The 25,289-nt window shown below is 36.9% G+C and carries 25 protein-coding genes, 2 pseudogenes and 1 riboswitch; of the genes and pseudogenes, 11 read left to right on the top strand and 16 right to left on the bottom strand.

All coding sequences use genetic code 11. The features are described from left to right. Nucleotides 1–113: 113 nt before the first annotated feature. The 3 genes from MKY71_RS07585 to MKY71_RS07575 form a co-directional block, all read right to left on the bottom strand. On the bottom strand, nt 114–599 hold the full coding sequence (locus tag MKY71_RS07585) for a group II intron maturase-specific domain-containing protein (RefSeq protein WP_340731703.1): 486 nt from the start codon (nt 597–599) through the stop codon (nt 114–116). Further along, nucleotides 503–1,399 (bottom strand): group II intron reverse transcriptase/maturase, encoded by an 897-nt coding sequence (gene ltrA, locus MKY71_RS07580; RefSeq protein ID WP_340731702.1) that lies wholly within the window; start codon nt 1,397–1,399, stop codon nt 503–505. Before ltrA (MKY71_RS07580) ends, MKY71_RS07585 begins: the two co-directional genes overlap by 97 nt. A 565-nt stretch (nt 1,400–1,964) precedes the next feature. Further along, nucleotides 1,965–2,315, bottom strand: a complete 351-nt coding sequence (locus MKY71_RS07575) for a helix-turn-helix domain-containing protein (RefSeq protein ID WP_340732065.1) — start codon at nt 2,313–2,315, stop codon at nt 1,965–1,967. Nucleotides 2,316–2,465: 150 nt separating this feature from the next. Between MKY71_RS07575 and MKY71_RS07570 the strand changes: the two genes are divergently transcribed. After that, nucleotides 2,466–3,464, top strand: coding sequence for a DGQHR domain-containing protein (locus tag MKY71_RS07570; RefSeq protein WP_340732064.1), 999 nt, complete (start codon nt 2,466–2,468; stop codon nt 3,462–3,464). A gap of 171 nt (nt 3,465–3,635) precedes the next feature. Here the strand turns inward: MKY71_RS07570 and tet(L) are convergent, their stop codons facing one another. Together tet(L) and MKY71_RS19955 are read right to left on the bottom strand one after the other, a co-directional pair. Continuing rightward, a complete protein-coding gene (gene tet(L) / locus MKY71_RS07565; protein ID WP_001574277.1) occupies nt 3,636–5,012 on the bottom strand; it encodes a tetracycline efflux MFS transporter Tet(L) in 1,377 nt (458 codons plus the stop codon). A gap of 33 nt (nt 5,013–5,045) precedes the next feature. After that, nucleotides 5,046–5,108, bottom strand: a complete 63-nt coding sequence (locus MKY71_RS19955; protein WP_012779615.1) for a tetracycline resistance efflux system leader peptide — start codon at nt 5,106–5,108, stop codon at nt 5,046–5,048. Between the two features lie 530 nt (nt 5,109–5,638). On the opposite strand from MKY71_RS19955, the pseudogene MKY71_RS07560 reads away from it, so the two are divergent. Further along, nucleotides 5,639–5,799 (top strand): annotated as a pseudogene (locus MKY71_RS07560) (IS110 family transposase); the annotation flags it as partial. Between the two features lie 358 nt (nt 5,800–6,157). On the opposite strand, the gene MKY71_RS07555 reads toward MKY71_RS07560, so the two are convergent. After that, complete coding sequence (locus tag MKY71_RS07555; protein WP_340716281.1) at nt 6,158–6,571, bottom strand: metal ABC transporter substrate-binding protein; 414 nt, start codon at nt 6,569–6,571, stop codon at nt 6,158–6,160. A 238-nt stretch (nt 6,572–6,809) separates the two neighbouring features. Here MKY71_RS07555 and MKY71_RS07550 point away from each other — a divergent pair, with 238 nt between their 5' ends. After that, nucleotides 6,810–7,232, top strand: coding sequence for a hypothetical protein (locus tag MKY71_RS07550; protein ID WP_340716282.1), 423 nt, complete (start codon nt 6,810–6,812; stop codon nt 7,230–7,232). A gap of 26 nt (nt 7,233–7,258) precedes the next feature. Beyond that, a complete protein-coding gene (locus MKY71_RS07545; protein WP_340716283.1) occupies nt 7,259–8,029 on the top strand; it encodes a hypothetical protein in 771 nt (256 codons plus the stop codon). Between the two features lie 280 nt (nt 8,030–8,309). On the opposite strand, the gene MKY71_RS07540 is transcribed toward MKY71_RS07545, so the two are convergent. The 3 genes from MKY71_RS07540 to dut all read right to left on the bottom strand — a co-directional run bounded on the left by MKY71_RS07540 (nt 8,310) and on the right by dut (nt 12,389). Continuing rightward, nucleotides 8,310–8,852, bottom strand: coding sequence for a DJ-1/PfpI family protein (locus MKY71_RS07540; RefSeq protein WP_340732063.1), 543 nt, complete (start codon nt 8,850–8,852; stop codon nt 8,310–8,312). Between the two features lie 280 nt (nt 8,853–9,132). Beyond that, complete coding sequence (gene ltrA / locus MKY71_RS07535; protein ID WP_340732062.1) at nt 9,133–10,929, bottom strand: group II intron reverse transcriptase/maturase; 1,797 nt, start codon at nt 10,927–10,929, stop codon at nt 9,133–9,135. A gap of 1,022 nt (nt 10,930–11,951) precedes the next feature. Then, the gene (gene dut, locus MKY71_RS07530; protein ID WP_339176588.1) at nt 11,952–12,389 is read right to left on the bottom strand and encodes a dUTP diphosphatase; all 438 of its coding nucleotides are present in this window, start codon (nt 12,387–12,389) and stop codon (nt 11,952–11,954) included. A 171-nt stretch (nt 12,390–12,560) separates the two neighbouring features. Further along, a riboswitch (cobalamin riboswitch) is annotated at nt 12,561–12,745 on the top strand. A gap of 146 nt (nt 12,746–12,891) precedes the next feature. Between dut and MKY71_RS07525 the strand changes: the two genes are divergently transcribed. The 7 genes and pseudogenes from MKY71_RS07525 to MKY71_RS07495 all read left to right on the top strand — a co-directional run bounded on the left by MKY71_RS07525 (nt 12,892) and on the right by MKY71_RS07495 (nt 19,815). Next, on the top strand, nt 12,892–13,119 hold the full coding sequence (locus MKY71_RS07525; RefSeq protein ID WP_340732061.1) for a glutaredoxin family protein: 228 nt from the start codon (nt 12,892–12,894) through the stop codon (nt 13,117–13,119). After that, nucleotides 13,116–13,484: a class Ib ribonucleoside-diphosphate reductase assembly flavoprotein NrdI gene (gene nrdI, locus MKY71_RS07520; protein WP_340732060.1), complete on the top strand. Its 369-nt coding sequence runs from the start codon at nt 13,116–13,118 to the stop codon at nt 13,482–13,484. The genes MKY71_RS07525 and nrdI overlap by 4 nt, the downstream gene beginning before the upstream one ends. Beyond that, entirely contained in the window at nt 13,481–15,214 is a 1,734-nt protein-coding gene (locus MKY71_RS07515; RefSeq protein WP_340732059.1) for a ribonucleoside-diphosphate reductase subunit alpha, read from the top strand. The genes nrdI and MKY71_RS07515 overlap by 4 nt, the downstream gene beginning before the upstream one ends. Nucleotides 15,215–15,608: 394 nt before the next feature. Continuing rightward, a complete protein-coding gene (locus MKY71_RS07510) occupies nt 15,609–15,911 on the top strand; it encodes a hypothetical protein (RefSeq protein WP_445265740.1) in 303 nt (100 codons plus the stop codon). Nucleotides 15,912–16,771: 860 nt separating this feature from the next. After that, nucleotides 16,772–18,550 carry a group II intron reverse transcriptase/maturase gene (ltrA, locus tag MKY71_RS07505; RefSeq protein WP_339199021.1) on the top strand — a complete coding sequence of 593 codons (1,779 nt, stop codon included), beginning with the start codon at nt 16,772–16,774 and terminating at the stop codon, nt 18,548–18,550. A gap of 113 nt (nt 18,551–18,663) precedes the next feature. After that, a pseudogene (locus tag MKY71_RS07500) lies at nt 18,664–19,140 on the top strand (ribonucleotide-diphosphate reductase subunit beta); the annotation flags it as partial. A 291-nt stretch (nt 19,141–19,431) separates the two neighbouring features. Continuing rightward, nucleotides 19,432–19,815, top strand: coding sequence for a ribonucleotide-diphosphate reductase subunit beta (locus MKY71_RS07495; protein WP_340732058.1), 384 nt, complete (start codon nt 19,432–19,434; stop codon nt 19,813–19,815). A gap of 52 nt (nt 19,816–19,867) precedes the next feature. Here MKY71_RS07495 and MKY71_RS07490 read toward each other — a convergent pair whose 3' ends face one another. The 7 genes from MKY71_RS07490 to MKY71_RS07460 all read right to left on the bottom strand — a co-directional run bounded on the left by MKY71_RS07490 (nt 19,868) and on the right by MKY71_RS07460 (nt 25,265). Beyond that, nucleotides 19,868–20,107 (bottom strand): hypothetical protein, encoded by a 240-nt coding sequence (locus tag MKY71_RS07490; RefSeq protein ID WP_340732057.1) that lies wholly within the window; start codon nt 20,105–20,107, stop codon nt 19,868–19,870. After that, complete coding sequence (locus MKY71_RS07485; protein ID WP_340732056.1) at nt 20,064–20,738, bottom strand: NAD(P)/FAD-dependent oxidoreductase; 675 nt, start codon at nt 20,736–20,738, stop codon at nt 20,064–20,066. Before MKY71_RS07485 ends, MKY71_RS07490 begins: the two co-directional genes overlap by 44 nt. Before the next feature lie 15 nt (nt 20,739–20,753). After that, entirely contained in the window at nt 20,754–21,317 is a 564-nt protein-coding gene (locus MKY71_RS07480; protein ID WP_340732055.1) for a histidine phosphatase family protein, read from the bottom strand. Continuing rightward, nucleotides 21,301–22,368, bottom strand: coding sequence for a pyridoxal phosphate-dependent aminotransferase (locus MKY71_RS07475; RefSeq protein ID WP_340732054.1), 1,068 nt, complete (start codon nt 22,366–22,368; stop codon nt 21,301–21,303). Before MKY71_RS07475 ends, MKY71_RS07480 begins: the two co-directional genes overlap by 17 nt. Beyond that, nucleotides 22,343–23,299 (bottom strand): adenosylcobinamide-phosphate synthase CbiB, encoded by a 957-nt coding sequence (gene cbiB, locus MKY71_RS07470; protein WP_340732053.1) that lies wholly within the window; start codon nt 23,297–23,299, stop codon nt 22,343–22,345. The genes MKY71_RS07475 and cbiB overlap by 26 nt, the downstream gene beginning before the upstream one ends. Before the next feature lie 81 nt (nt 23,300–23,380). Further along, nucleotides 23,381–24,577, bottom strand: a complete 1,197-nt coding sequence (locus MKY71_RS07465) for a CbiX/SirB N-terminal domain-containing protein (RefSeq protein ID WP_340732052.1) — start codon at nt 24,575–24,577, stop codon at nt 23,381–23,383. Then, complete coding sequence (locus tag MKY71_RS07460) at nt 24,528–25,265, bottom strand: sulfite reductase (protein WP_340732051.1); 738 nt, start codon at nt 25,263–25,265, stop codon at nt 24,528–24,530. The genes MKY71_RS07465 and MKY71_RS07460 overlap by 50 nt, the downstream gene beginning before the upstream one ends. Nucleotides 25,266–25,289: the final 24 nt, after the last annotated feature.

The following is a 25,289-nucleotide window of genomic DNA, read 5'->3' as shown; positions in this document are numbered from 1 at the left end:
TACGTGTTAATTGATTTAAGAGGTACATAACGATTCAATCGAGTAGGAGGCTAATTATTATTTAATTAGCCGACCTCTCACACCACCGTACGTACGGTTCCGTATACGGCGGTTCAATCTTTTGAGTATCTTCGCTCGTAAAGTTGGGACAGGTCTTTCAGTCCCCACTTTACGAGCCTTTTATTTGGAATGGCTTGGTGTAGAACCTCACTTCGTGATATTCGCCAGTATCCTTTTCTTGAATGTGCCGTTTTCATGGCTTCATCATGTTGGATTCCGTATTGGCGTAATTTCGCATATTTTGTTCGTGGTAGTTTCCACCGTTTCCATATTAATTGACGTAAGCGATGATTTAGCCATGCTTGTATTTCTCTGATAAAAGTTTTCATGTTAGCGATACCATAGTAATTTATCCAACCCACCGTTGTTTGATTGATTCTTTTCACAATCTCACGAAATGTCCCGGTTCGTTTACGACTCGTCAATGTTTTTAACTTATCTTTTAGTCGTTTCTTGGCGGACTTGATTGGTCGGTATCCAACTTTCCCGACAGATTTTGAAGATGAAAACCTAGGAATGTAGCTGCTGTTGCTCCACATACTTTACTTTTCTGCTCATTGATTGTTAGACCCAGTTCATCTTCGATAAATTTCTTGACACTTGTCATGACCCGTTCACCTGCTCTTGGCGACTTCACATAAATCACGAAATCATCCGCATAGCGAATGAATCGATGTCCTCGTTTTTCTAATTCTCTATCTAGCTTGTTTAAGTACACATTTGCTAGAATAGGAGAGAGTGGACCACCTTGAGGTGTACCTTCTGTCGTTTCAATGAGGATATCCTTGTCCAATATGCCAGAGCGTAGGAATTTCCATATTAACTTAAGTACGATTTTATCTGTTATGAATTCTTCTAGATAAGCTCGTAGCCGTTGATGATGGATTGTGTCAAAGTAGCTTTTCAAGTCACAATCGACCACTGTTCGAAAACCTTCCTCGTAATATCTCTTCGCAAGGGCAATCGCTTGGTGTTGATTTCGACCTTTTCGGAAACCAAAGCTTTTATTCGAGAAGTGTGGATCAATAATTGGATGGATTACTTGTAAAATGGCTTGTTGCACAACTCGGTCTAATACACATGGTATACCTAGATATCGTTTGGAGCCATCCGCTTTTGGGATAGCTACCCGCTTCACTGGTTGTGGCTGATAGGAACCATCTTTTAATTTCCTTTTCAATGGTTCTTCATATTTCATTAAATGCGCTTTCAGTCCATCAACTGTGATACCATCGATTCCAGGTGCTCCACCATTCCCTTTTACTTTCTTGTATGCGTTCCATAGGTTTCTATGAGACGTTACTCTGTCAATTAAATTGATACTTTCTTGTTTCTTCATTTCCATGTTTACATCCCTACACACTCTTATATACTCTTTCGCTTCCAGCTTATCCCTCTATAAGTAGCCATCTATTTGGTCTATACCTTGATGTTTTCTGTGTTTTGGCGGGATGTCTCCACCTCCTTGTTTCTTTCAAGATTAAAAGATTGTTCGGCCCTTCATCTTCGGTCGAAGACTACTATGGCTTCTGCTGACTTCTCTTGATTCATCCATTTATCACTAAACAAATTGTTAATTAGATAACCCTCAAGAGACCTCCCCGGGTAAGCACAACCGCCTTCCTCTCATGTAACTGCCAGATTTACTGTATGGGATTTGGGCAGTATTGGACTTCGCTTTGTTTAGCAAGCTCATCCGTCCCAAGTCAGCCTTTTATCTGATTTCTGTTCGTCAGTTCGAGAGTTTGCGTCCGACTTCCTTCAGATTCCACGTCACCATGGACACCCTTGTCTTTCGCTAACAGTTCCTACTGCCAAGCCTGTAGTGGACTTTCACCACCAAGCTGTTGTGCATGCCGGGCACACTAAAAAACAGCTTGTGAGTATTAATCACAAGCTGTTTTCTAATTCTTTTTATATGTTTTAAAAATCTCATTCGACACATTCAACAACATTCGAAGATCACCCTCATTTTTATCTTCCAGCATATTTAATATTAATTGTATTAGCTCCCTCCGAACATCAGTTGCCTCTACTTCATCGGCATTTTCAGGTATCAACACTTTCCCAGGTCCTACATTTAAAGCATCTAAAATTTTATTTAAAGTTTGCAAAGTAATATTACGTTCTCCACGCTCAACATCTGATAAATATGGAGATTGAAAATCACATTTTTCTGCTAAATCATCAATCGTTAAATTTTGAGATTTTCTTATAGCTCGGATATTCATTCCTACTCGTTTTGTTAAATCCATATTAATCACCTCACTTTTAGACTAGGTGAGGTCAAACAAACTTCACATACCACTAAAACATAAAAATTATAACTTATAAGTTAATATTAATTGATTTATGTTATCTTTTAGTATTAAAATGATATTGAATTTAAAATAAGGAGTAAAAAAATGAGTAATAATTTACCATCTAATATTGCAATCGAAAATGTTATTCAATCGAAAATGCGTGGTAGAGTAGCATATCAAGGGTTTGTATCTTCACAAGTAGCAGTTACTTTTTCATATTCAAAGTTATATAACGATCCATCTGGAAAGGGATATCAACGCCCAATAAATAAAAAGCGTTGCAGCGACTTCGCCAACTATTTATCCCAAGGTGAGGATTCACTATACACCCCTATTTTATTAAATGCAGGGGGTAATTGGGAGTTCCATGCATACGATAAGCATCGCCCTAATCTTGGAAGACTGATTTGTAAAAAGAAGGCCACATTAATGGATGGACAACATCGTCTTGGGGGGATTAAAGAATATATCAGTGAAACTGATAGCACCTTAAATGTTCCATTTCTTGCATTTCATTACTTAGATGATGATGAAGAAATTAAATTGTTTGATGTAATTAATACGAAGGCTAAAGGTATTGGAACTTCTTTAAGTCGATATTTAAATCGTAATAACGACGATTTAAGTTGGGTGGCTACGAATTTAATATTGATGCCAGAAAGTCCTTTCTTTAATAAGGGTACATTAACAGGACAACGCAGTAAAAATAGAAGCATTACACTTCAAAATTTATACAATATCGTAAAACTCTTAACGAAGAAATCCTTACTAGGAAAATTATCGAAGGAGAAAAAATTAAATCTTTGCTTGTTCTATTTCAATACTATTAAAGAACTTTTCCCAGATGAATGGGATGATAATTTTTATTATCGAATGACACATATTACTTGTTTAAATGCATTAGCAATAGCAGGGAATCAAATTGTTACAGAAAATTTTTTGGAGAAATCGCAACAACCTGATTCTGTTAAAATTGCTCAATTACTTGTAAATCTTAAAGAAATTGATTGGTTATCGACGGGAGATTTGAAGTATTTAAAAGGGGCAGCAGGATCAAAAGTTTTAGCAAATGATATTTTAAATTGTTTGAAAATAAGTTAGTAGAAGAGGCTAAATATTAGCCTCTTCTTTTGTCATAATATATTTATGCTAAGTTAGCAACTATTAGCTTATTAAACAATAGCGCCCTTTAATGGAACAAAAAGATTTGAATTCCTGTTATAAAAAAAGGATCAATTTTGAACTCTCTCCCAAAGTTGATCCCTTAACGATTTAGAAATCCCTTTGAGAATGTTTATATACATTCAAGGTAACCAGCCAACTAATGACAATGATTCCTGAAAAAAGTAATAACAAATTACTATACAGATAAGTTGACTGATCAACTTCCATAGGTAACAACCTTTGATCAAGTAAGGGTATGGATAATAAACCACCTACAATTGCAATACCTGTTCCCTCTGATAAAAAGCTGGTAAAGTTAAGCAAACTCATTCCAGCACCAGCTTCCTGCTGTTTCAAGCTACTTGAAACAATTGTTGATATAACTGTTTTGGTGAACGAAAGCCCACCTAAAACAAATACGATTATAATTGTCATGAACCATGATGTTGTTTCTAAAAGAAAGGAAGCAGTTAAAAAGCTAACAGAAAGAAATGTAACTCCGATGTTTAACACGTATAAAGGACCTCTTCTATCAACAAGTATCCCACCAATGTAGCCGAAAATAATGACACTCATTGTTCCAGGGAAAATAATTACACTTCCGATTTCGGCAGTACTTAGCTGGTGAACATCTTTCATCATATAAGGAACCATAGAGACAAACCCTGCTACTGTTCCAAATATAATTCCCCCACAAAGAACTCCAATCATAAAAGGTATATTTTTCCCTAATCCGGGATCAACAAAAGGATCTGTTACTTTCCTGATATGTTTTACAAATATCAGGAATGACAGCACGCTAACGATAAGAAAAGAAATGCTATATGATGTTGTAAACAACATAAAAAATACAATGCCTACAGACATTAGTATAATTCCTTTGATATCAAAATGACCTTTTATCCTTACTTCTTTCTTTAATAATTTCATAAGAAACGGAACAGTGATAATTGTTATCATAGGAATGAGTAGAAGATAGGACCAATGAATATAATGGGCTATCATTCCACCAATCGCTGGACCGACTCCTTCTCCCATGGCTACTATCGATCCAATAAGACCAAATGCTTTACCCCTATTTTCCTTTGGAATATAGCGCGCAACTACAACCATTACGAGTGCTGGAAATGCAGCTGCACCAGCCCCTTGAATAAAACGAGCCATAATAAGTAAGGAAAAGAAAGAATGGCCAACAAACCCAATTACCGACCCGAAACAATTTATTATAATTCCAAATAGGAGTAACCTTTTGATGCCTAATTGATCAGATAGCTTTCCATATACAGCTGTTCCAATGGAAAAGGTTAACATAAAGGCTGTGTTCACCCAGTTTGTACTCGCAGGTGGTTTATTAAAATCATTTGCAATATCAGGTAATGAGACGTTCAAAACCATTTCATTTAATACGCTAAAAAAAGATAAAATGCAAAGCCAAATTAAAATTTGGTTGTGTCGTAAATTCGATTGTGAATAGGATGTATTCACATTTCACCCTCCAATAATGAGGGCAGACGTAGTTTATAGGGTTAATGATACGCTTCCCTCTTTTAATTGAACCCTGTTACATTCATTACACTTCATAATTAATTCCTCCTAAACTTGATTAAAACATTTTACCACATATAAACTAAGTTTTAAATTCAGTATTTCATCACTTATACAACAATATGGCCCGATTCTGGAATAACTTTATTTTCACCTAACAGGTTCTTAATCCACAAGAAAAACCGAGATTCCTTATTTATAGAAATAGGAAATTCCGGTTCATCTTTTTTATAAACGGTTAAACTTTTTTAAAAACGGTACGACTTTTTTATATTATCAAGACCTAATTTAAAAAAAGGTTAATAAATCAAAGGGTTCTACATATTAGTCATATCTAATATGTAGAACCCTTTCTTCTTTTACTAAAGTCCCCGTTAGTTGTAGTTTTAGTGTAGCTTTAGAATAAAGTTTGATCATTTCCTATTGCTGTTATAACAGATCACCCCCTACTTGTAGAAACATGTTTGAGGCTGGTTGGGACAGTGATCTCGTATAACAAGCGAAGTTATGATACTACAAAGAGGATGTAGGGGTTACCGGGAATTAAATTTGAAGGAGGAATTGTAATGAATCCAGTCATCGGTCTGGATGTAGCTAAAGGAAGTCAGGTTCAAGCATATTTGGAAAGAAGCCCTACAAGAAAAGCTTTAAAGTGAAACATGATCTTGATGGGTTAGCGAGTTTATTAGATTTTATTAAAGAAGTAGAAAGCCTCTGTAATGTTAAGGAGCATAATATAATTACTATTTCTATAACACGATTAAAAAGCCTTATTTAAAAAAGTGCATAAAATTACGTATAAAAATAGTCCAACAAAAAACCACAAACACAATTGTCCGTGGTATTTTCCCCCACAAGTTAGGGTTTGGGGACATATAATTTATTTATAAAAATAAGTATAATTGAGCTACCAAAAGGTATTAAAAACTTATGAAGAAGGAAAATATTTTTACTTTAATTAAATGGATAGTAGCGGTCTTGTTAAATAGTTGAGCCATTTCAAATGAAATTAATGTTTCTAAGAAATAAAGTATTCTTAAAAATACCTCATAAATCCTTATTTACGACTAATAATAAGAGAAGTTTTATCTAATTATAAACTTACCAATAACAGTCTCTCCATCAACATCATACAAAGGAACTTCTCTTGGAGGAGCATCATTAAGTTTAACCGCTTCTTCAGGGGTTTTTGGCTGCGACCGTTCTAAATCCACTTTTTTTACATACCCTATTGTATCGTTCTCACCTACTGCTAATATTAAATCCGGTTCACCAAGTTCACCACGGATTAAATCTTTTAAATCTGGACCATAGGTTTGCCCATTCTCATTTTTAGGATAACCATTTTTCGCTATAATTTCCAATTGTAATGTAATTAAATCTGAGCCATTCTTCCCTGTTTCATTGTCCTTGCTATCTATTACCTTTGTCATTTCTTGTTGCGAACAACCAACTAAAAAAAACAAAATTAATACTAAAACAAATAATTGCTTCCTCATTTTCTCCCTCCTTGTACTTCTTTCACTAAATAGCCGCTGCTAGTGACCCCTTTAAAGGTATTTCTTTCGAATCTTACTTAAACATTACCATATATAACTAAATTACCCTATTAATTGTTCTGCCTTTTATTACATTTCATATGAATAAATCATTGGATAAATGTAAAAAATATTGAATTATTTGGAAATATATATTATGTTGAGTATAAGCACTTAGAAACTTTAAAGGGGGCTTAAAATGGGTAATAAAATAAAATCTAATATTAAGGTGCTTACAGTTTTTTCTATGGTATTAGGTTTATTAACAGTTTTATTATTTACAAGTACTAAACCTTTTGAAGAGGTTAATAAAGTTAGAGCAACAGATCAAGAAACTAGTTCTTCCAAATTAATTGTGCCGTCACGAGAATATGTTTTAAATAATGGTTTTCCACAAAATGAAAAAGGGGAAACTTATGGCCCAGATATGGGAAACTTACTTCTTGTAGAATCTGACTTAACACTAGCAGAAGGTGAGAATGGGGTTTTAGGTTATATTTATTCACCTAAAGGTATTTCTTCGCCAAGTGAATTAGAGGAGTATAATAAATCACGTAAAAAATCGACTCCTTTATATTTGCAAGATGGCGAAACAGTAATTGGTACATTTTATTTTAATTAAAAACATAAAATCTAAGGGGTAATATTGTGAAAAAAATAAAAGGATTTAAACTATTAACTACATCACTATTCGCAATTTGTTTAATATTATCTTGTTTTAATATGAATGCTTTTGCAGCTACTGCAACCGGTACAAAGAAAACCGCAACAGTTAATGGTTTTACATATTCGTATTGGTCCAAAGTAGAAACTTCTTCACTTCAAACTACAGCTTTTGGTGTTATCTCTAGTGCGAATACTGTTCCGACAGGGTACATGGGAATAGAGTCTAGACTTTATAGCTCCGCTGGTTCTCTTATAAGTGCTGGTGAAATAGAGTATAATCCGGCACCATATGCAGGAATGACAATTGGTTCAGCAATAACTACTAAAAGTGGAACTTATTATTCAAAAGCTAAAATGCAATTTTACAATGGAGATGGATATAACGGATATATAAGTAATGCATCCCCTAACGTCACACGTTCATTTGCACCTATGCCTATGATTCCAGAAAAAGCGTATGAAGTTAATGAAAATGGTTCAACTTACGGTTCAGATTATTATGCAGAATCAATTGAAGATAGCCCAGACCTTATAAAAGTACTTGGAGATAATGGTATTGAAGGTTACGTTTATTCTAAGGATATTAATGTAAAGTTAGATACTCTTTCTGAAGTCCTAAATTATATTAATTCAGAAGATCAGTCAAATAAAACTATACCAGTTTACGAAGAAGATGGAATTACAGTTGTAGATACTTTTGAAATCACTAAAAATGAAGGTCATATTGAATTTCTTCAAGTTAGCGAGAACTAAGAAGTATATTTAGTTTCGACTAATATTTATGTTATATATTAGTTAACTATGTATTATCATTTATTCTATTTGCTGCTGTCTGTATATTACAGATGGCAGCATTTTAAATTCCATTTGTCTAGGGAAATCAACTGTTTTGAAACAAAGTTTGATCAAAATAGTTGGTTCTTTATTTATCTCGTTTGGTTTTTATAAAAAGTTTGTTATTTCGTGATGCGAATATTCAATTAAAGCGCCCAGATTGCTGAATATTAATTTTTCTGTTTCTCTAAATCAATTTCTATTTTTGATACCAGCCTTTATTGAATTTTAGATTCAATAATTCTCCAAAAAGAATACCAAATTCGATAAACCCAGCTCCTCGTGCAGTTATAAGGTTTCCATCTTTCACCACTAGTTTATTTGAATAAGTTGCATCCTCAAATAATCCAATACTTTTTCTGGCTTCTTCAGTAAGACCCACCGTATAATTTTTATTATTTAATAATTTCGCTTTTGCTAATAAAGTAGGCGAACTTGAAATACTTGCAATTTTAAAATCCACTTGATTTGAAATCTTTTGAATGAAATCAGTATATGTATCATTTGTAATAATTTCCGAAATATCCATACATCCTGTTAATAACAAACTGTCGTATTCTTCATAATTAACCTGATCAATTGTAATATCTGCAATTAATGTAAGTCCAGCTTCCCCTTTAACTGGATTTCTGTCGATTGAGATAATGCTTATCGGTTTAGCTGCTTGCATTAAAATAGATAACGCAGTTGTTAACTCATATTCGCTAAAGTTAGGATAAATAAGGACTGCAGTTTTTTTCATAAAGTATCCTCCCTTAAAAGGTGAAATATATAAACAAATACTATATCCAATAATAACAAATAATAACAAATGTATAAATTTTATTTTATAAATAGTTTTCCTAAAGAAGCTTTTCTTAAAAGAGTGTTATTCAACAATAGTTGGCAATAGGTAAGCATTTGATATTATCTCCAGCTTTTCCCCTGCTCCACACGGAACGTGATAGTTTCCCATCATTCCGCGTTCCATCTAGCGATGGTTTAGTTAATTATAAGTTTCAAGTTACTCTTAATGATTTGGGTTATTCGATTCGTTCTAACTCACATTTCTTCCGATATTTATTAATTTTCTCAAGCATCGGTGGTGTGATGCCCAAATTCTTTATAAGTGTTTTTATCTTAGTTGTATCAGACATATGGATTAATTTATGCACAGCTTTATGGAGGATGCGCAGGTTATTGAACTTGTCGCTTCCGGCTAGATGCAGAGGAACATAGTGGTGACAGTGTACATCTTGCGCTTGAAGAAATATACCTGTAATTTCACAGTTCCCTTTTTTCATACTGTATCGACTAATCCGATTATCCATATATTCGACACTACGTGTCGGAATCCTAGACTCCATCAGTAAGGCTATTTCTTGCGTAATATTTTTATTTAGATTTTTATAAATCTGCTCTCGACCTTCTGTTGTGAATGGTGTTAGACTTTGCGTAAAGCATATGGTGTTCTTCGTCTGCACATTCGCTAATGGATAAAGATAAATACCAGCAATTTTAAATGTCTTACATCCCAAACTGTAAAATTTCTTATAAGATGGGGGCGGATTCGTTGGATGTGCATACTTCCCAATTGACCTAAGACGATTGTGCATCATTGCACTGATTTCATAGGCAAGACGTGAGAACGCTAAGTTGACGTGTGTCGCTCTATTAAAGTAATTATGTAACCCTAGAACAAAGCTATTGAAACGCATAGCATTTTGAATGGTTGGTGAAGAACGAAGTTCTTTTACTCGTTCCTTCGCTTCAGCTTTTATCTTCTGTATCTTTTCAGCTCGAACAAAGGTATGGGCGACTCGCTTTTTACCTTTACTATTTGCGCGAATGGTAAAACCAAGAAAAGCTGATTCATTTTTACGTAGATTAATAATCTTCGATTTTTCCGATGAAATATCAAGTTTTAGCCGTTCTTTCAGGAATAGCTTTACAGCGTGAAACCACCTTTCGGCAGTTTTTGCATCTCGACAGAGAATTTTAAAGTCATCGGCATAACGGACTAGATATCCTTCCTTCAATCTAGTTCGTTTTTTTGCGAGGAGTTGACCTTCTCTCGTTTTAAATGGTTTATGTAGAGGAAACCATTCCCATTGTCTGGATACCCATTGATCTAATTCATTTAAAACAATGTTTGAGAGCAGCGGCGAAAGTAATCCACCTTGTGGTGAGCCTTTTGTGGGTATACCTTCTCCATCAATCTCAGATTTCAGCATTTTGGCTATACAGGCAAGGACTTGTCTGTCTCTAATACCTAAATTCCAAAGTTGTTTCATCAGTAAGGTATGGTTGATGTTGTCAAAAAATCCTTTAATATCAATGTCTACGACGTAGTGAAGCTGTGATTGATTGACTAAATATTGAATCCTAGCCATTGCATGATGTGTAGACCTTAACGGTCTAAAACCATAGCTATGATTGAAAAATTGAGCTTCCGCTATTGGCTCTAGTACTTGTTTAAAACACTGTTGAATAACTCTATCAAGGATACATGGAATGCCAAGCGGTCTCATTTTACCATTATCTTTTTCTATTAGTTTCCGTCTTACTTTCTTCGGGCGATAATTCTTGAGCTGTCTTTGTATTTCTTCTATTAAATCGTTCTCAGTATATTTCTCAATATCTAGAATGGTTTTCCCATCTGTACCTGGGGTTTTAGAACCTTTATTTGACTTGATTATACGATACGCCAATAAAATATTATTCCTCGATGTGATGATGTCGTATAAAGAGTGGAATGTTTCTTTATTTTTGGCTCGCTTATAAAAGTCTGTAAAGGTTTTGGTCATACCATAATAATCCCAATATCGTAGAGCTTGCACTGTGGCATCATTCCTTCATGAAGTGATGTTCCCACAATCTTACCCGACCGGTGCAATGCACATTTGAAAAATAATTATTAACTACCACTAGACTTGGGGCTGTTCCTCCACCTTCATTACAAAGGCTTCATCAGTCTTACCCCTACCCTCACAAGAATAAATGCATTTCGATCAAAGTCTTATAGCAACCGCTTTGGGTGACAGCCCTAGTTTCAACGTTCCTTGCTTTCCAAGTACCATACAACGTAGCTATCCGTTCTAGACGTAGGTGCTTCCTTTGAGCCTGTGAGCTAGATACCGCCATAGTTCAGTATAGTGTATTTCAGAGGGCCAAATTTTACTCTACACCACTCACCCCATCGTTGGGTGGGACATAAGTTTCCCTATGTTCAATCTTTAGACCCTTACCTTCGGAAGTTCGTCAGTTCCTTCCCTTGAAACTATTCTCACCGTATCTAGTTTTTCAGCCGTGCGGCATATCCGTTGGCATACCTTCTCTCAAGGAGTGGCTACAGCCTTCGTTCTGCCGAATCTACCTGTGCTTCACACCCTATAACCTGTCAGTCATAACGCATGCAGGAGTATTGACGGGATAGTTTCAGAAAACGTGGTTTCTTCATTCCTATCCTCCATTGTATAGTTGAAATTTATTTTTATAATTTCCTGTCTTTCACGCTAAAAGCGTTTATAACAGAACTTGTCGCGCTGGCCCGATTGTGGAATAAGAAAACCTGCATTCATTCCAACATTTTTTTATAAAACTTAATTATAAATCATCAATCTTTACTAAAAGACCAAAAATAACGTTACCAACAGAAGTTTAGGCGCATAAAAAAGGCAGATATGATGGAAATTAAAGTTTCTGCCTTTTCTATGAAAACTTCCGGAATGTGGGCTGTACCCCTATACAAATAAAAGTTTGATTATATATAATCAAACTCAAAGCCTTTAAATATAGGGAGTAGTTTTATTTTGTTATATTATTCACCCTATATTAAAAGCACGAACCAGGCTTTTTTCCATTATTTCACTCCGCTCGAACCAAAGCCTTTGTCACCGCGCTCCGAATCTGTCAGCTCGTCCGTTTCTTCAACGAAAACTTGCGGAACATATTGAACGACTAACTGAGCGATACGCATCCCCTTTTCAATCGTAAACGGCTCTTTCCCGTGATTAATCAAAATAACCCCGACCTCACCGCGGTAGCCTGCATCGATCGTACCTGGACTATTTAACACAGTAATCCCGTGTTTCAATGCTAATCCGCTACGTGGACGTACTTGAGCTTCTGTTCCTTCCGGCAATTCGATTTGAAGTCCGGTTTTAATTAACCCGTATTCTCCAGGCAGTAAAACGTTGTCTTCAACCGCACTCAAATCCATCCCTGCATCCCCTTCTCGTGCCTGTTTCGGCATTACGGCTTCGGGGTTGGTTTTCTTAATTTTTAATTGAATCGACATATTCATCCAACTTTCTCTTTTTATATACTAACTTCATGCAGTTATAACAAAACCATATTTTTTCTTAATTTTCAATAGGGAGCATGTCTAGGGTTTTGGTTGGATTTATGCAATCATTCAATAGGCCCTTTACTTTTAGGTTGTTAACGCTTATACTCAATTCAACTATATATTGTGTTTTTTTAACAAGGTACTACTAAATGTAGTTTAAAAGGGAAGTTTGGTGCAAAGCCAACGCTGTCCCCGCAACTGTAAATGCTGACTGAAGGCGAATAGACCACTGTGCTACTGGCATGGGAAGGTACGTCTGACGGATGAAGCAAAGCCAGGAGACCTGCCTCGTTAAAACTACGTACATTTCTTCGGGGAATAGGAAATGGAGGCGCGCTCTCTTTCCGTTTCCATTTCAAGCTATCCTGTTTTCCGGGATAGCTTTTTTTGTTTTTTTCCGCAAAATATATACGGCACAATCATTAGTAATACTTATATAGCGAGGGATTCTATGATGAAACTTTACACGAAAACATTTTGCCCAAAATGCCTATGGGTAAAATCCGAACTTGATGCAGCCAACTTGGAGGTAGAGGTCATTAATATTGACCAGGATGAATCAGCAAAACAACAAGTAATCGATGCAGGTTTTCTGTCTGTGCCGTTATTTGAAATAAACGGTGAATTTATTGCAGAGCCGACTTCTATTATCGATCGCATTTCTGAAATAACTGCATGATCATTTATGCTTCACGAACTGGCAATGTACGATACATCGTGCAAAAACTCGGCTTGCCCGCTATGGATCTGGCCGAAGTGGTGAAAATCGATGAACCGTATCTGTTATTTACGTATACGGATGGATTAGGCTCGGTCCCCCCTATCGTCGACCAGTTCATGACGGCAAACTATGAATTTTGCAAAGGAATCATCGTAAGCGGAAACCGGAATTTCGGTCATGATTTTTTCGGCCGTGCTGGCGACCTTTTAGCTGCACAATACGGAATTCCGTTAATTGAAAAAGTGGAAATGCGAGGAACTCCGGCTAATTACGAAGCGATTACAGATTACTATTACTCCATTTGGAAAGAGGCATCGATATGAAACAGTATTTAACATTAAATAACGATATATTAAACCGTTACCGTGCGACCGGTGAACTGGATTTGGCGAAAGACAAAGAAGCGACACGCCGCTATTTTCTGGAAGACGTCAATGTCCGTCTGCGCTACTTTATAGATATAGAGGAAAAAGTGCGCTATTTAGTTGATGAAGGCTATTACGAAAAAGAGTTTTTAGACTTGTACTCGATGGACTTTATTAAACGGATGTACAAAAAAGCCTATTCCTACAAGTTCCGGTTCCCTTCCTTCATGAGTGCTTCAAAGTTTTACGAAAGCTATGCGATGAAAAGCCGGGACGGAAAAGAGATTCTGGAAAAGTACGAGGACCGGATCGTCATCATCGCCCTTTATTTGGCACAAGGTGATGAAACATTGGCGGAAAAGGCCATTGAAGCGATCATGACTGCCTACCAGCCGGCAACCCCAACTGCTTTAAACAGCGGGAAAAAAGCGCGCGGTGAGCTTGTTTCATGCTTTAAACTGACAATGGATGACACGATGAATTCAATCGCCGAGAACATCGGTTATTGTTTGGAGCTTTCCCGTTTAGGCGGCGGTGTCGGGGTAAACTTGACCGATCTGCGTCCATTAGGGGATCCGATTAAAGGGATCTTAAACCGTGCGAGCGGGGTTATGCCCGTTGCGAAACTGCTGGAGAATTCGTTTTCTTACAGCAACCAATTGGGGCAGCGAAACGGTTCCGGCGTCGTCTATTTAAATGTTTTTCACGGAGATGTTGAGTCATTCATTTCGTCTAAAAAACCTAATGCAGATGATAAAATACGACTTGCTACGTTATCGACAGGCATTATTTTACCGGATATTTTCTTTGAACTGATGCGCCGTGATAAAGATATCGTTTTGTTCAGTTCTTATGATATTTATAAAGAATACGGCAAACGCATGTCGGAAATTTCGATTACGGAAATGTACTACGAACTATTGGATAATCCGAACATCCGTAAACTGAAACGATTAAACGCCCGTAAACTATATACGGAAATTAAAAAGGCACAATTTGAATCGGGTTACCCGTTCGAAATATTCGATGATAATGTAAACAATGTCCATCCATTAAAGGAAATCGGGCGTGTGAAGATGTCGAATCTATGCACCGAAATTCTCCAGTATCAACAAACAAGCGTCATTACCGACCAAAATGAGCCGAATAAATATGGTCTCGATGTTTCTTGTAATTTAGGTTCAATTGACATTCACGAAGCGACGAAAGTTCAGGATTTCGGACAGCTTGTTGAAACAGCAATGCGTCTTTTGACGAATGTTTCAACGATGACCGATATCGTCAACGTCCCTTCTGTATCCAAAGCCAACAAAGTGATGCACTCTGTCGGGTTGGGTGTTATGAACTTGCATGGACACCTCGTACAAAGTGGGATTCGTTATGGTTCCAAAGAGTCAATTGAATTTATCGATGCGTTTATGGAATCGTTGAACTATTACTCGTTAAAATCATCAATGGAAATCGCGAAGCAAAAGAACGAAACGTTTTATCGATTTGAGAAAAGTGATTATGCGAGCGGGATTTATTTTGAAAACTATATAAACAAAGAAGATAAAGAATTTGCACCAGAAGTGATTAAAGCACTTGGGGCTACTCCGATTATTACTCGAAATATGTGGGATGAATTGAAAAAACAAGTTCAGAAATATGGACTATTCCATAGCTATCGACTGGCAATCGCGCCTTAACTGACTAGGGCTTTCATTGTTGTAAAACAGTGTCAAAACAAGTGAAATTGCTGGAAAGCCGTAAAGCCAAAAATACGACAACGTAATTGGAAACGATAAACGTGAACGTTGCGAAAGCAGAAAAAAATTTTTGGATAGCATAAGGTGAAAAAAAGCATATTTTGTGAGGTTGTAATTCTCGCTAAATATGTCCTAAGTGCCAATACAATCGGTAATCAGCAGCCAAGCACCTTTCTATGAGGTGAAGGTTCAACGACTATAATACTTGGTAGGCAAACGCCTATATTGTATAGTCTACTCCCTTTTAAATATCAGGAAACTGAGGGTATTAAGGACAGGCAGTATTTCCTACATCCGCAGCTGTACGGCTTCCATCTCCCCTGTTACAGAACGCGTGGAAGTTCGTGATTATGCGGACAGTCGAACAATTTATCCGATGCCATTTTTAACGAATGATAACCAAGAACTTTATACCGAAGCCTATGAAGTAAACCCGTATGAACTGATCGACCTTTACGCAGCCGCGCAAAAGCATGTCGACCAAGGAATTTCCATGACACTATACGTAACGGATCAGTGGAACACAGAACAATTAGCAAAAGTCTACATTTATGCGTGGACGCGTGGCATTAAAACCGTTTATTACGTACGCCAACGTTTACTTACAATTGAGGAGTGTGTCGCATGTCAAATTTAACGTATAAAGCGGTCAACTGGAATACCCCGACGAGCGAACTCGCACGTATTTTTTGGGATCAGCAATGGAAACAAATCTGGTTCCCCGAGGGTGCGACTTGTTTCTAACCGAAATTCACAAGGTTAGAGTGAATTGATTAATCAATTCATAACTGTTATCACGAGGAGTAGAATGATTGGGTAACGCCATGAAATGCTCCCCTTAATACTCCGATTAGCATGATATTAAGCAAATAATTGATTGTTAAAAGCTCGGTGAAGTCGGCTGAATGATACCCTAATGTTGATTTAATTATTAACAAGGAAAGACCTTTAGAGGTAAAGGTTGTATCAGATAGGTCGGAGGTCTATAAAATATCTATGGTTAGGATGTTCAAAAGAACTGACGAAGTTGGGAATGTACGAGTCTATAGGAACAGAATGTAGAAATGCATTTGCTGCCGAAGTTGCGGTGTAAGTGTGGATTAGTAAGATTCTTCAGTATGAAAATCCATATAGTGTTACAGGCACTATCAAGCTTACAGGCTTATACCAACAACCTAAGGATATATGTAAAGATAGTGATAATGGAACAAGGGAAGCTTGCAACGTTGAGAATTTGCTTTCTATGAAACGTTGAATAGGAAAACGTTAATTTGTATAACTATTCTTAATGCAAGTGAAAGCGGAGGCATGAACCATTTGAAATATGTTGTAATGACATATTAGGGATAGCCTCTAGTCAAAACAAATATGAAGTAGATATTTTGTAAATTCAATTATACAGGATTCGAGTAAGACAAGAAGATACGAAAACCACTCTAATATTTTATATTAGAAGGGAGATTAGTAGACCTGACGACTAAAAACAAGAAAAGAAAGTTGTTAAGAAACAACGAATATTACAATATACAAGATGCTTTAGACTTACTATACGAACAATCTAAAGATGGAAGATATTTTAAAAACTTATATGATTTAATTATAAGTGAACAGAATATCATGTTAGCTTACAGAAACATCAAAAACAACAAAGGCTCAAATACAGCAGGAACTGATGGTTTAGTTTTATCGGATATTGATAAAATGGATGAAAATTTATTCATTAGAGATATTCAGAAACGCTTTGAAAACTATCAGCCTAAAAGTGTAAGACGTGTTGAAATTCCTAAGAACGGTGGAGGTTTAAGACCACTAGGTATTCCTTGTATGCACGATAGAATCATACAACAATGCATTAAACAAATTCTTGAACCGATATGTGAAGCAAAGTTTCACAAACATAGTTATGGTTTTAGACCCAATAGAGGTACTGAACATGCTATAGCTCGGGCACAAGCTTTAATAAATAATGCATATATGAACTACGTGGTTGACATAGATATTAAAGGATTCTTTGATAATGTTAATCATAGTAAACTCATGAAACAATTATGGTCTATAGGCATACAAGACAAAAAAGTGCTTAGTATTATTAAAAAGATACTAAATTCAGAAGTAGAAGGACAAGGTAAAACGACTAAAGGAACACCTCAAGGTGGAATCATTAGTCCTCTATTATCAAATGTTGTTCTGAATGAATTAGATTGGTGGTTAAGTAGCCAATGGGAAACTTTCAAAGCAAAGTTTCCATATACTAAAATCGGCAATCAACAACAAGCACTTAAAAAGACCAATCTCAAAGAATTCTTTTTCGTAAGATATGCAGATGATTTTAAAGTATTTTGCAGAGATTACGAAACAGCACAAAAAGTATTTATAGCTGTTAAAGAGTGGTTAAAAATAAGACTCAAACTAGATATTAGTCCTGAGAAATCTAAAGTAACTAATCTTAGAAAGAATTACACTGTGTTTTTAGGAATTAAAATGAAAGCTATTAAAAAGAAATCGAAGTATGTTTGTTATAGTAGAATGTCTGATAAAGCAAAAGCGAATGTATATAAAAATTTAGTGCATCAAGTAAAAGTTATACAAAAAATTCCTACGGGTAAAGAAGTTCAAAAATTAAATTCTATGATACTTGGGATTCACAATTATTATAGAGTGGCTTCTCATATCACTAAGGATATGAGAGAAATTGACTTCTGGCTTAGAAAGGTCATGTATAATAGATTAAAACACAATTTAACTAACGAAGATTGTAGAAGTAAATTTTATCTTCAAAGATATGGTCAATATAATCACAAACTAATAACAGTTGGAAAAGTAACTATTTTCCCTGTCTATGGTTGCACCAATAAAATACCTTTAAGGTTTAACCCAGATATTTGTAATTATACCAAAAAAGGAAGGGAACTTATTCATAAGAAACTTTCTGAAACAGGTTTAATAGAATATCTGATTAAGGTAAAAATTAATTCTATGAGTGTGGAACTATATGATAACTGCATATCATTAATGGCAGCCCAAAAGGGTAAATGTTTTGTCACTAATGAACCATTGCAAATAAACAATATGGAACTACATCATAAAATTATGAAAAGTACTGGTGGAGATGACTCATATAAAAATCTTGTTTGGGTAAGTAAGGATATTCACAAACTTATACACTCAACAAAAGAAGAAACAATTTCAAACTACATGAACAAAATTAAGTTAGATAAAAATCAACTTGATAAATTAAATAAATTAAGAGTTTTAGTCGGAAATAACAAAATATAATTAATCTACTTCAAAAAGTTTTGATGGAAAGCCGTATGATAGGAAACTATCACGTACGGTTTGGTGCGGGGGAAAAGCTGGAGATAACTTCAAAGACTTACCTATCGCAATAAATCGCAGTCAGTAAAGACGTCAAACAATGGAAGGAATTCGAGCATCAGGATACATACAAAAAAGTGTTCGGCGGCCTGACATTGCTTGATACGGTACAAACGAACATCGGCATGAATGAAATTGCCAAGTATACACCTGATTTTCAGGAAAAAGCGGTGTTGACCGTATTCGGATCGTTTGAAGCAATCCATGCAAAGTCTTATTCGTATATTTTTACAACATTATGCACAAACACGGAAATTGACGAAGTTTTTGAATGGGTGCAAAAAAATGAGTTTCTTCAATATAAGGCTAACCGCATCGGCGAAGTATACACCGCGATAAAAGAAGATGACCCGGAAAGTTTATGGAAAGCAATGTTCGCTTCAGTTATGCTGGAAAGCTTCTTATTCTATTCCGGCTTCTTCTACCCTCTTTATTTGGGAGGACAGGGTGTATTGCGAAACAGTGCGGAAGTGATTAGCTTAATCTTGCGTTAATATCGTGGCGCAAGTAAAACTCTTTGAATTCAGGGAACATCCTAACGTTTAGTCGAGGACAATCCTGAGCCAAGATTGATAGTTAAGAGATTGAAAACTATCAATAAGGTGCAACGGTCATCGAAAGCACATGTTTTTACATGGAAGCGAGTAGAGTAGGATACAAGTCAAGAATGGTATCCGAAGCGGAGAGATATAGCAAAAGCTATATATGATATGATCTGATCTTATAAGAAATTATAAGCTGCATATAGCAGAAGTAAGAATGACGAACTTACTTGAAACAAAATGGACGAATCAATCCACGGAGTAGCGGTCGGCTTTTTCGCCCAGAACATTTTCAAAACGTTCTCAGCGGAAAAACAGCAGGAGCTTACTTTGTGGGGCTATGAATATTTACTTGATTTGTATCAAAATGAAATGAAGTATACGGATGATTTATATGCAGAAACGGGCCTTTCCCCGGAAGTGAAAAAATACGTGCGCTACAATGCGAATAAAGCACTTATGAACTTGGGGCTCGATACGATGTTCCCTGACGAGGAAGTGAACCCGGTTGTTATGAACGGCATTTCCAATACAGGCTCGACTTATGATTTCTTCAGCCAAAAAGGAGCTACTTATGCAGTTGCTAAAGTGGCCCCGATTACTGATGATACGTTTAAATTCTAAAAGAAACGCTATACCAAAAATCTGGTATAGCGTTTCTTCCTATTTATTATGTTCATTTTAACCATTCTTTAAAAATCGGTTCATGAGTTGAAACAATCGGTTGGTAAGTCGCCCCTTCATGTATATATTGAAAGGCTGCATTAACTGCTTGCATTGCGTCATGTGTTGCGCCGTGTATGAGCTTCAGTTTACCTTGCTCAAAACGGGCATCCCCTGCTACAAAATATCCGCGGAAATTCGTTAAACCATTATCTCTTTGCGCTATGCGTCCTTCGAAGTCTTTTTGAACCAATATGGCAAAAGACAGCCTCATATGTCTGGTCTTTAAATTCCGCAAATTCATAAATTGGAATGTTATTGTTGGCAAGCCCATCCATTAAAATAGGCTGTAAATTCAGCTCTTGGTCCGTATATAATGTAACCGTATTACCATAACCCATTAACCGAATTGCCCAATCCGCTGCCATCGGTGTATGTCCGATTACTGCAATAGGTCCATCATATTGTTGGAAAGCTGGCGGGTCATACTGTATTTTTTTCGAGATATGTGCATGTTCGATTCTTTTTACCTCACTAAATCCATTGCCGGTTGCCGCTATGATAGTTTTAGCTAGTATGGTTTGCTGTGTTGTCATTACATAAAACAACTCGTCAATATTTTCAATTTCCTCAACAATTTCTCCAAGTAACACATTAGCTTTACTTACTTTTAACTGTTCGATCAGCGCTTGTTTATAATCACGCGCTAATACACCAAATTGACCAGGAATATCATAAATTTTATAGTCCAAAAATAAATTAAGTCGTCCGCCTAGTTCATGATTACCTTCAATTAATACAGTGTTCATCCTTCTAGATGCACTATAAAATGCACTGAACATCCCGGCAGGACCACCACCGATTACACAAACATCGTAAATCATTGCTCTCCCCCATCATTACTGTACAAAAATATCTTTATGTAATTGTTCACTTTTCCCTTCTATCGAAAAACAAGCAGCACCATTCAACAGATTACCCCATAGCTGGTTATAAGGCTGTTTATGAAGCGCGGTAATCAAACAGGCAATGGCTACACCGTGAGAAATGACAGCGATTCTCTCATACGGTAACTGTAACAAATACTCGTGAAATGCAATCATTCGGTACGTTACGTCATCAAAGGATTCCTGTGTCGTATTCATAAATAAATGCGGTGTACTCAAATAGCAACAATACTGTTCATTCTGTTGAAGGTCCTTAATGTAGCTGCCTTGCCAATGCCCTAAGTTGATTTCACGCAATTTATCGTTTTTATGAATGGTTTGGTCAGGAAACATGAGACGGGCTGTTTGCACTGCACGCTTCAAGTCACTGGAGAATACGATCTCAGGATTCCAGTTAACGGACATTGCCTGTTCAACTCCTTTTGTCGTTAAATCCGAATCAAGCCATCCTTGCAGCCGCCCTACTTTATTCCACACTGTTTCACCATGACGGTAGTAGTTAATGATTTTTGACATAATTCGTTATTTCATCCTTGCATTTTGTCCAGATTTCTTCACTTTTGACAGCGATTCGAAACCATGCGCCGTCCAAGCCGACATAGTTTTTTGTATGGCGTAAAACGATTCCCTGCTCTAATAAATATTTAAAAAATTCATCCGGATTATATTGTTTCGGTAATTGGAACAATAAGAAATTCGCTGCACTATTTGATACTTTACAATCAATTAATTTTAAGTCCTTCACCATCTGACTTCGTAATTTACTGCTCTTTTCACGAGATTCCTTCACAAAATCCTTGTCTTGTAAACAGAGACAGCCGATTTCATTTGCAATCGCACTCACATTCCAGTGCGGCAAGTAATGACGGACTTTTTCTGCATGTTGCCCGATGACATAACCGAGACGAACCCCTGCCAGTGCATACATTTTTGTCATGGATCGTACGACAAATAAATTGGAATAGGTGTTTACCAATGAAACAACGCTCTCCGATTCATCGGTCCAGTCCATGAACGCTTCATCGACAACAAAATTACAGTGTGGGTACTTTTTAATCAACTGTTCAATCCAATGTTTTTTCAATAATACGCCTGTAGGATTATTCGGATTACAAATATAGCAGGCATGAACATTTTTCAGCTTTTTCTCCAGTATTTCTTCATTAAACCTATATGTTTCAATATTCTCAGCTAAAATAGAATGAATGACACAATCCTGCTGTGTTAATGTTCTCGCATACTCCGAAAAGGAAGGCTGTAACAGAGCAATCTCCTGTCCATTGAAAAGCTGCGCCAAAGCCATTAAGCCTTCTGCTGCACCGTTTGTAACGACAACGTGTTGTGCTGCCACTTGGTGTACATCCGCCGCTTGCGAGCGAAACGGTTCCGCTTGTTCATGCGGATACCCCGCTATTTTCTCTATCAAATTCGCCCACTGTTGCTTTACTAGCTTCGGATACCCGAGATGATTAACATTTTCGCTTACATCAATGACTTTGTCTGGCATATGTAAATTCATCGCTTTATATAACGCGGCTGCATTAGCCCCATGTGCGGGCAATTGCATACAATATTCCCCCTGTTATCACAACACACCATGTGCAAACATACATGTGCCGGATCGCTTTTTTAATATGTATTTTCTGCATCGTATTGTCAGGTTCACCCATATAAGCACGAAATGATTCCACCCCACCATAACGATTAAACCCGCCTAAACGGATTCCTAACTGAACGGCTGTAGCTGCCTCCAAATATCCGCTATTCGGGCTTGGATGTTTTTTAGCATCTTTTAGCCAGTTTTTATAGCGGTGTTTGAATGGTTGTGCCGTATGACATTTTGTAAATATTATAAGGAACCACCCGGAAATTCTGCTAGGCACATAATTCGCAACATCATCCAATTTAGCTGCACCATATCCGAAATCCGCATAGCGTTCGTTTTTATATCCAATCATCGAGTCCAGTGTATTAATCGCTTTATAGCACCATGCACCGGTTGCCCCGAAAAATAACGCATACATAAGCGGAGCCGTTACACCGTCACTCGTATTTTCCGAGACTGTTTCAATGACACCTCTTACAATTTCGGCTTCATCCAAATGATTCGTATCACGTCCCACGATCCAGCTTAAATATTTCCTTGCTTCGGGTAAATCATTCGCTTTCAAGCTATCGTAAACGAGCATCGCCGCTTCTTTTAAAGATTTCTGGGCTAGGGCTAAACTAATCAAAAAGATTTCAACTGCAAGCCAAAGAAGAATATGTACTTTCATTGCAAGAAAGACAATAAAAAAAACCGAGCCGGTTGTAATACTTACCGTGAGAAAAACCGTTAAAAAGCCTTTGAACCGTCTTCTACAGTTACTGCCGTTATTCCATTTCCTCTCAAAAAACGAAATCACGTTGCCAATATAAATGACGGGATGCGTCCATTTTTTTGGATCCCCAACAATGCAATCGATGAGCACTGCGATTACACAAATAATAAAATACATCGTGCCCCTCGCTCCTTTATTTTCGTTTGATATGAAATGAAAATTCCAGAGCACATTCAATGCTCTGGATAAATTTTAACATTAATGATGATGGTGGTGTTCATATCCATGTTCTTCTGCATATTTGCGGAAATTCTCTAAATCGATCATACCTGTTGATGTACCGTCTAGGGCCTGTTCCATGCGCTCCAGCAATACTTTCTTTAAATTCGGATGGTAGCCGAAATAATTTGCAAGTAAAAAATCGACATCTTCATACTGCTCTGTAAACTGCTGGGCCATTTTTGCCATTCGCTCCATTAAAATTCCTGTAAACAAGAAGTATGGAAGCATCACAACTTTTTTTGCTCCAAGTCTGATACAACGCTCGATTCCTTGCTCCACAGATGGTGTCGTTACGCCCATAAATGCGCTTTCTACAATTGGAACGTCTAGTTTTTCCCATAACAAGCGGGTAATTTTATAGAAATCACCGTTTGCATATGGGTCACTACCGCCGCGCGCAATAAGTAAAATAGCTGTGTCTTCATATTTTTCATCAGGATTGAAGCCGACTTCAGCTAATCGAGACTTAAGAATCTCAAAAATTTCTTCGTGAATCCCAATTGTTTGACCATATGTAAACCGAACATCCGGAAAATGCTCTCTAGCATGTTCGATTTCGGCTGGAATATGCAGTTTTGAATGTCCTGCATGCAATAAAATGATCGGAATAACATGAACTTCATCCGCACCCTTTTCAATACATAGCTGAATTCCATCTTCTATATTCGGGACAGCAAACTCTAAAAAACAAGTCTCAACAAGAAGTGCTGGATCAATGTACGTTTTCATCTGCTCGACAAACTGACGTACCTCCTCATTTCCTGCTTCTACTCTGCTTCCATGTCCAACAAATAGAACTGCCTTTTTCATTGGTCCTCTTCCTTTTTTATATTTATCAATCCCTTTTATTCGATTCTCATGACGGATTCTTTCCCCGTGTTCCACCGAATAAATAATGGATGATTCTTCAGCGGTATCCTGTACAATGGCACGCGAGGTTTCCTGGTTTTGAACGGAATACCATGTCCCTTTCGGATAATCAATGACAACACATTTATCTTTACATCGCCCATTACATCGAGTACGTGATGTATGAATCATTTCATCTAAACGATTTTTTCGAATTTCATCCCGGATTTGCTGTGTTACTTCTTCTGCACCGGCACCCATACAAGTAGCCCCGTTACAAATTAATAGATGTCGCTGCATTTGGTTTAAATTCCAAGTTGTCATAGAGTCCTCCTTCTTGTAGTTGTTCAAAATAAGCTTTATTTTTGTGCACGAACGCGGCAAACTTCTCAGTTGATGACGCATTGTACTTCCCTAATATGTCTTTCACAAGATCGATCACTTGATTTTCCGGTACTTTTTTCACCAATAGATGCCCGGAACTGGCACGTCTTCCCATAGGAATTGCGCCTCCGTAAACATCAACTTTGCCATTATGGAAAATGAGTGCCAGGTCATCCTGTACCGCGTTATAGCATGCTTTAGTACATGCATTAAAGCCGATGCGTACTCTATTTTTTAATGGCATTTGTTCAACTTGTTCCAGTAAGTCCTTTGCAAGTGGGAAACCGTCTAACAAATCCCCATCACAAAAGTCACAACATTTGAATAAAGCACTTGGTGTTTGCGAAGCCACATACAAATTCACTTCCGTTAATTTTTCCATTGCCTGCTCAACATTCGAACGATGGACCGTAACGATAAAACTATGGCCGGCAGAATATTTTACAGCGCCAGATTTTTCAAGATTCGCTAACACAATCAGCTGATCACTTGTTAAATGTTTGTTTATTAAACCTGGTCGTACAATTAATGCTACATAGTCATCCATTGCTTTAAATTTAGCAAAAGTCTTGTTCGGCATCGGCAGCTGCAACGCCTTCTCAAAATTTTTCTTAGCATATTCTTGCATATATTCACCGCTCCCATTCATCAA

The organism is Solibacillus sp. FSL W7-1324, from assembly GCF_038008025.1.
Classification (GTDB): Bacteria; Bacillota; Bacilli; order Bacillales_A; family Planococcaceae; genus Solibacillus.
The sequence above is the reverse complement of the archived record's forward strand: the minus strand, read 5'-3'. Positions and strand labels throughout refer to the sequence as shown.

What these genes read in the sequence shown, in the direction of transcription:
- MKY71_RS07585 (WP_340731703.1), bottom strand. Translation starts at nt 599, where the DNA reads ATGTGGAGCAACAGCAGCTACATTCCTAGGTTTTCATCTTCAAAATCT.
- ltrA (WP_340731702.1), bottom strand. Translation starts at nt 1,399, where the DNA reads ATGAAGAAACAAGAAAGTATCAATTTAATTGACAGAGTAACGTCTCAT.
- MKY71_RS07575 (WP_340732065.1), bottom strand. Translation starts at nt 2,315, where the DNA reads ATGGATTTAACAAAACGAGTAGGAATGAATATCCGAGCTATAAGAAAA.
- MKY71_RS07570 (WP_340732064.1), top strand. Translation starts at nt 2,466, where the DNA reads ATGAGTAATAATTTACCATCTAATATTGCAATCGAAAATGTTATTCAA.
- MKY71_RS07555 (WP_340716281.1), bottom strand. Translation starts at nt 6,571, where the DNA reads ATGAGGAAGCAATTATTTGTTTTAGTATTAATTTTGTTTTTTTTAGTT.
- MKY71_RS07550 (WP_340716282.1), top strand. Translation starts at nt 6,810, where the DNA reads ATGGGTAATAAAATAAAATCTAATATTAAGGTGCTTACAGTTTTTTCT.
- MKY71_RS07540 (WP_340732063.1), bottom strand. Translation starts at nt 8,852, where the DNA reads ATGAAAAAAACTGCAGTCCTTATTTATCCTAACTTTAGCGAATATGAG.
- dut (WP_339176588.1), bottom strand. Translation starts at nt 12,389, where the DNA reads ATGTCGATTCAATTAAAAATTAAGAAAACCAACCCCGAAGCCGTAATG.
- MKY71_RS07525 (WP_340732061.1), top strand. Translation starts at nt 12,892, where the DNA reads ATGATGAAACTTTACACGAAAACATTTTGCCCAAAATGCCTATGGGTA.
- nrdI (WP_340732060.1), top strand. Translation starts at nt 13,116, where the DNA reads ATGATCATTTATGCTTCACGAACTGGCAATGTACGATACATCGTGCAA.
- MKY71_RS07515 (WP_340732059.1), top strand. Translation starts at nt 13,481, where the DNA reads ATGAAACAGTATTTAACATTAAATAACGATATATTAAACCGTTACCGT.
- MKY71_RS07495 (WP_340732058.1), top strand. Translation starts at nt 19,432, where the DNA reads ATGGACGAATCAATCCACGGAGTAGCGGTCGGCTTTTTCGCCCAGAAC.
- MKY71_RS07485 (WP_340732056.1), bottom strand. Translation starts at nt 20,738, where the DNA reads ATGATTTACGATGTTTGTGTAATCGGTGGTGGTCCTGCCGGGATGTTC.
- MKY71_RS07480 (WP_340732055.1), bottom strand. Translation starts at nt 21,317, where the DNA reads ATGTCAAAAATCATTAACTACTACCGTCATGGTGAAACAGTGTGGAAT.
- MKY71_RS07475 (WP_340732054.1), bottom strand. Translation starts at nt 22,368, where the DNA reads ATGCAATTGCCCGCACATGGGGCTAATGCAGCCGCGTTATATAAAGCG.
- cbiB (WP_340732053.1), bottom strand. Translation starts at nt 23,299, where the DNA reads ATGTATTTTATTATTTGTGTAATCGCAGTGCTCATCGATTGCATTGTT.
- MKY71_RS07465 (WP_340732052.1), bottom strand. Translation starts at nt 24,577, where the DNA reads ATGACAACTTGGAATTTAAACCAAATGCAGCGACATCTATTAATTTGT.
- MKY71_RS07460 (WP_340732051.1), bottom strand. Translation starts at nt 25,265, where the DNA reads ATGCAAGAATATGCTAAGAAAAATTTTGAGAAGGCGTTGCAGCTGCCG.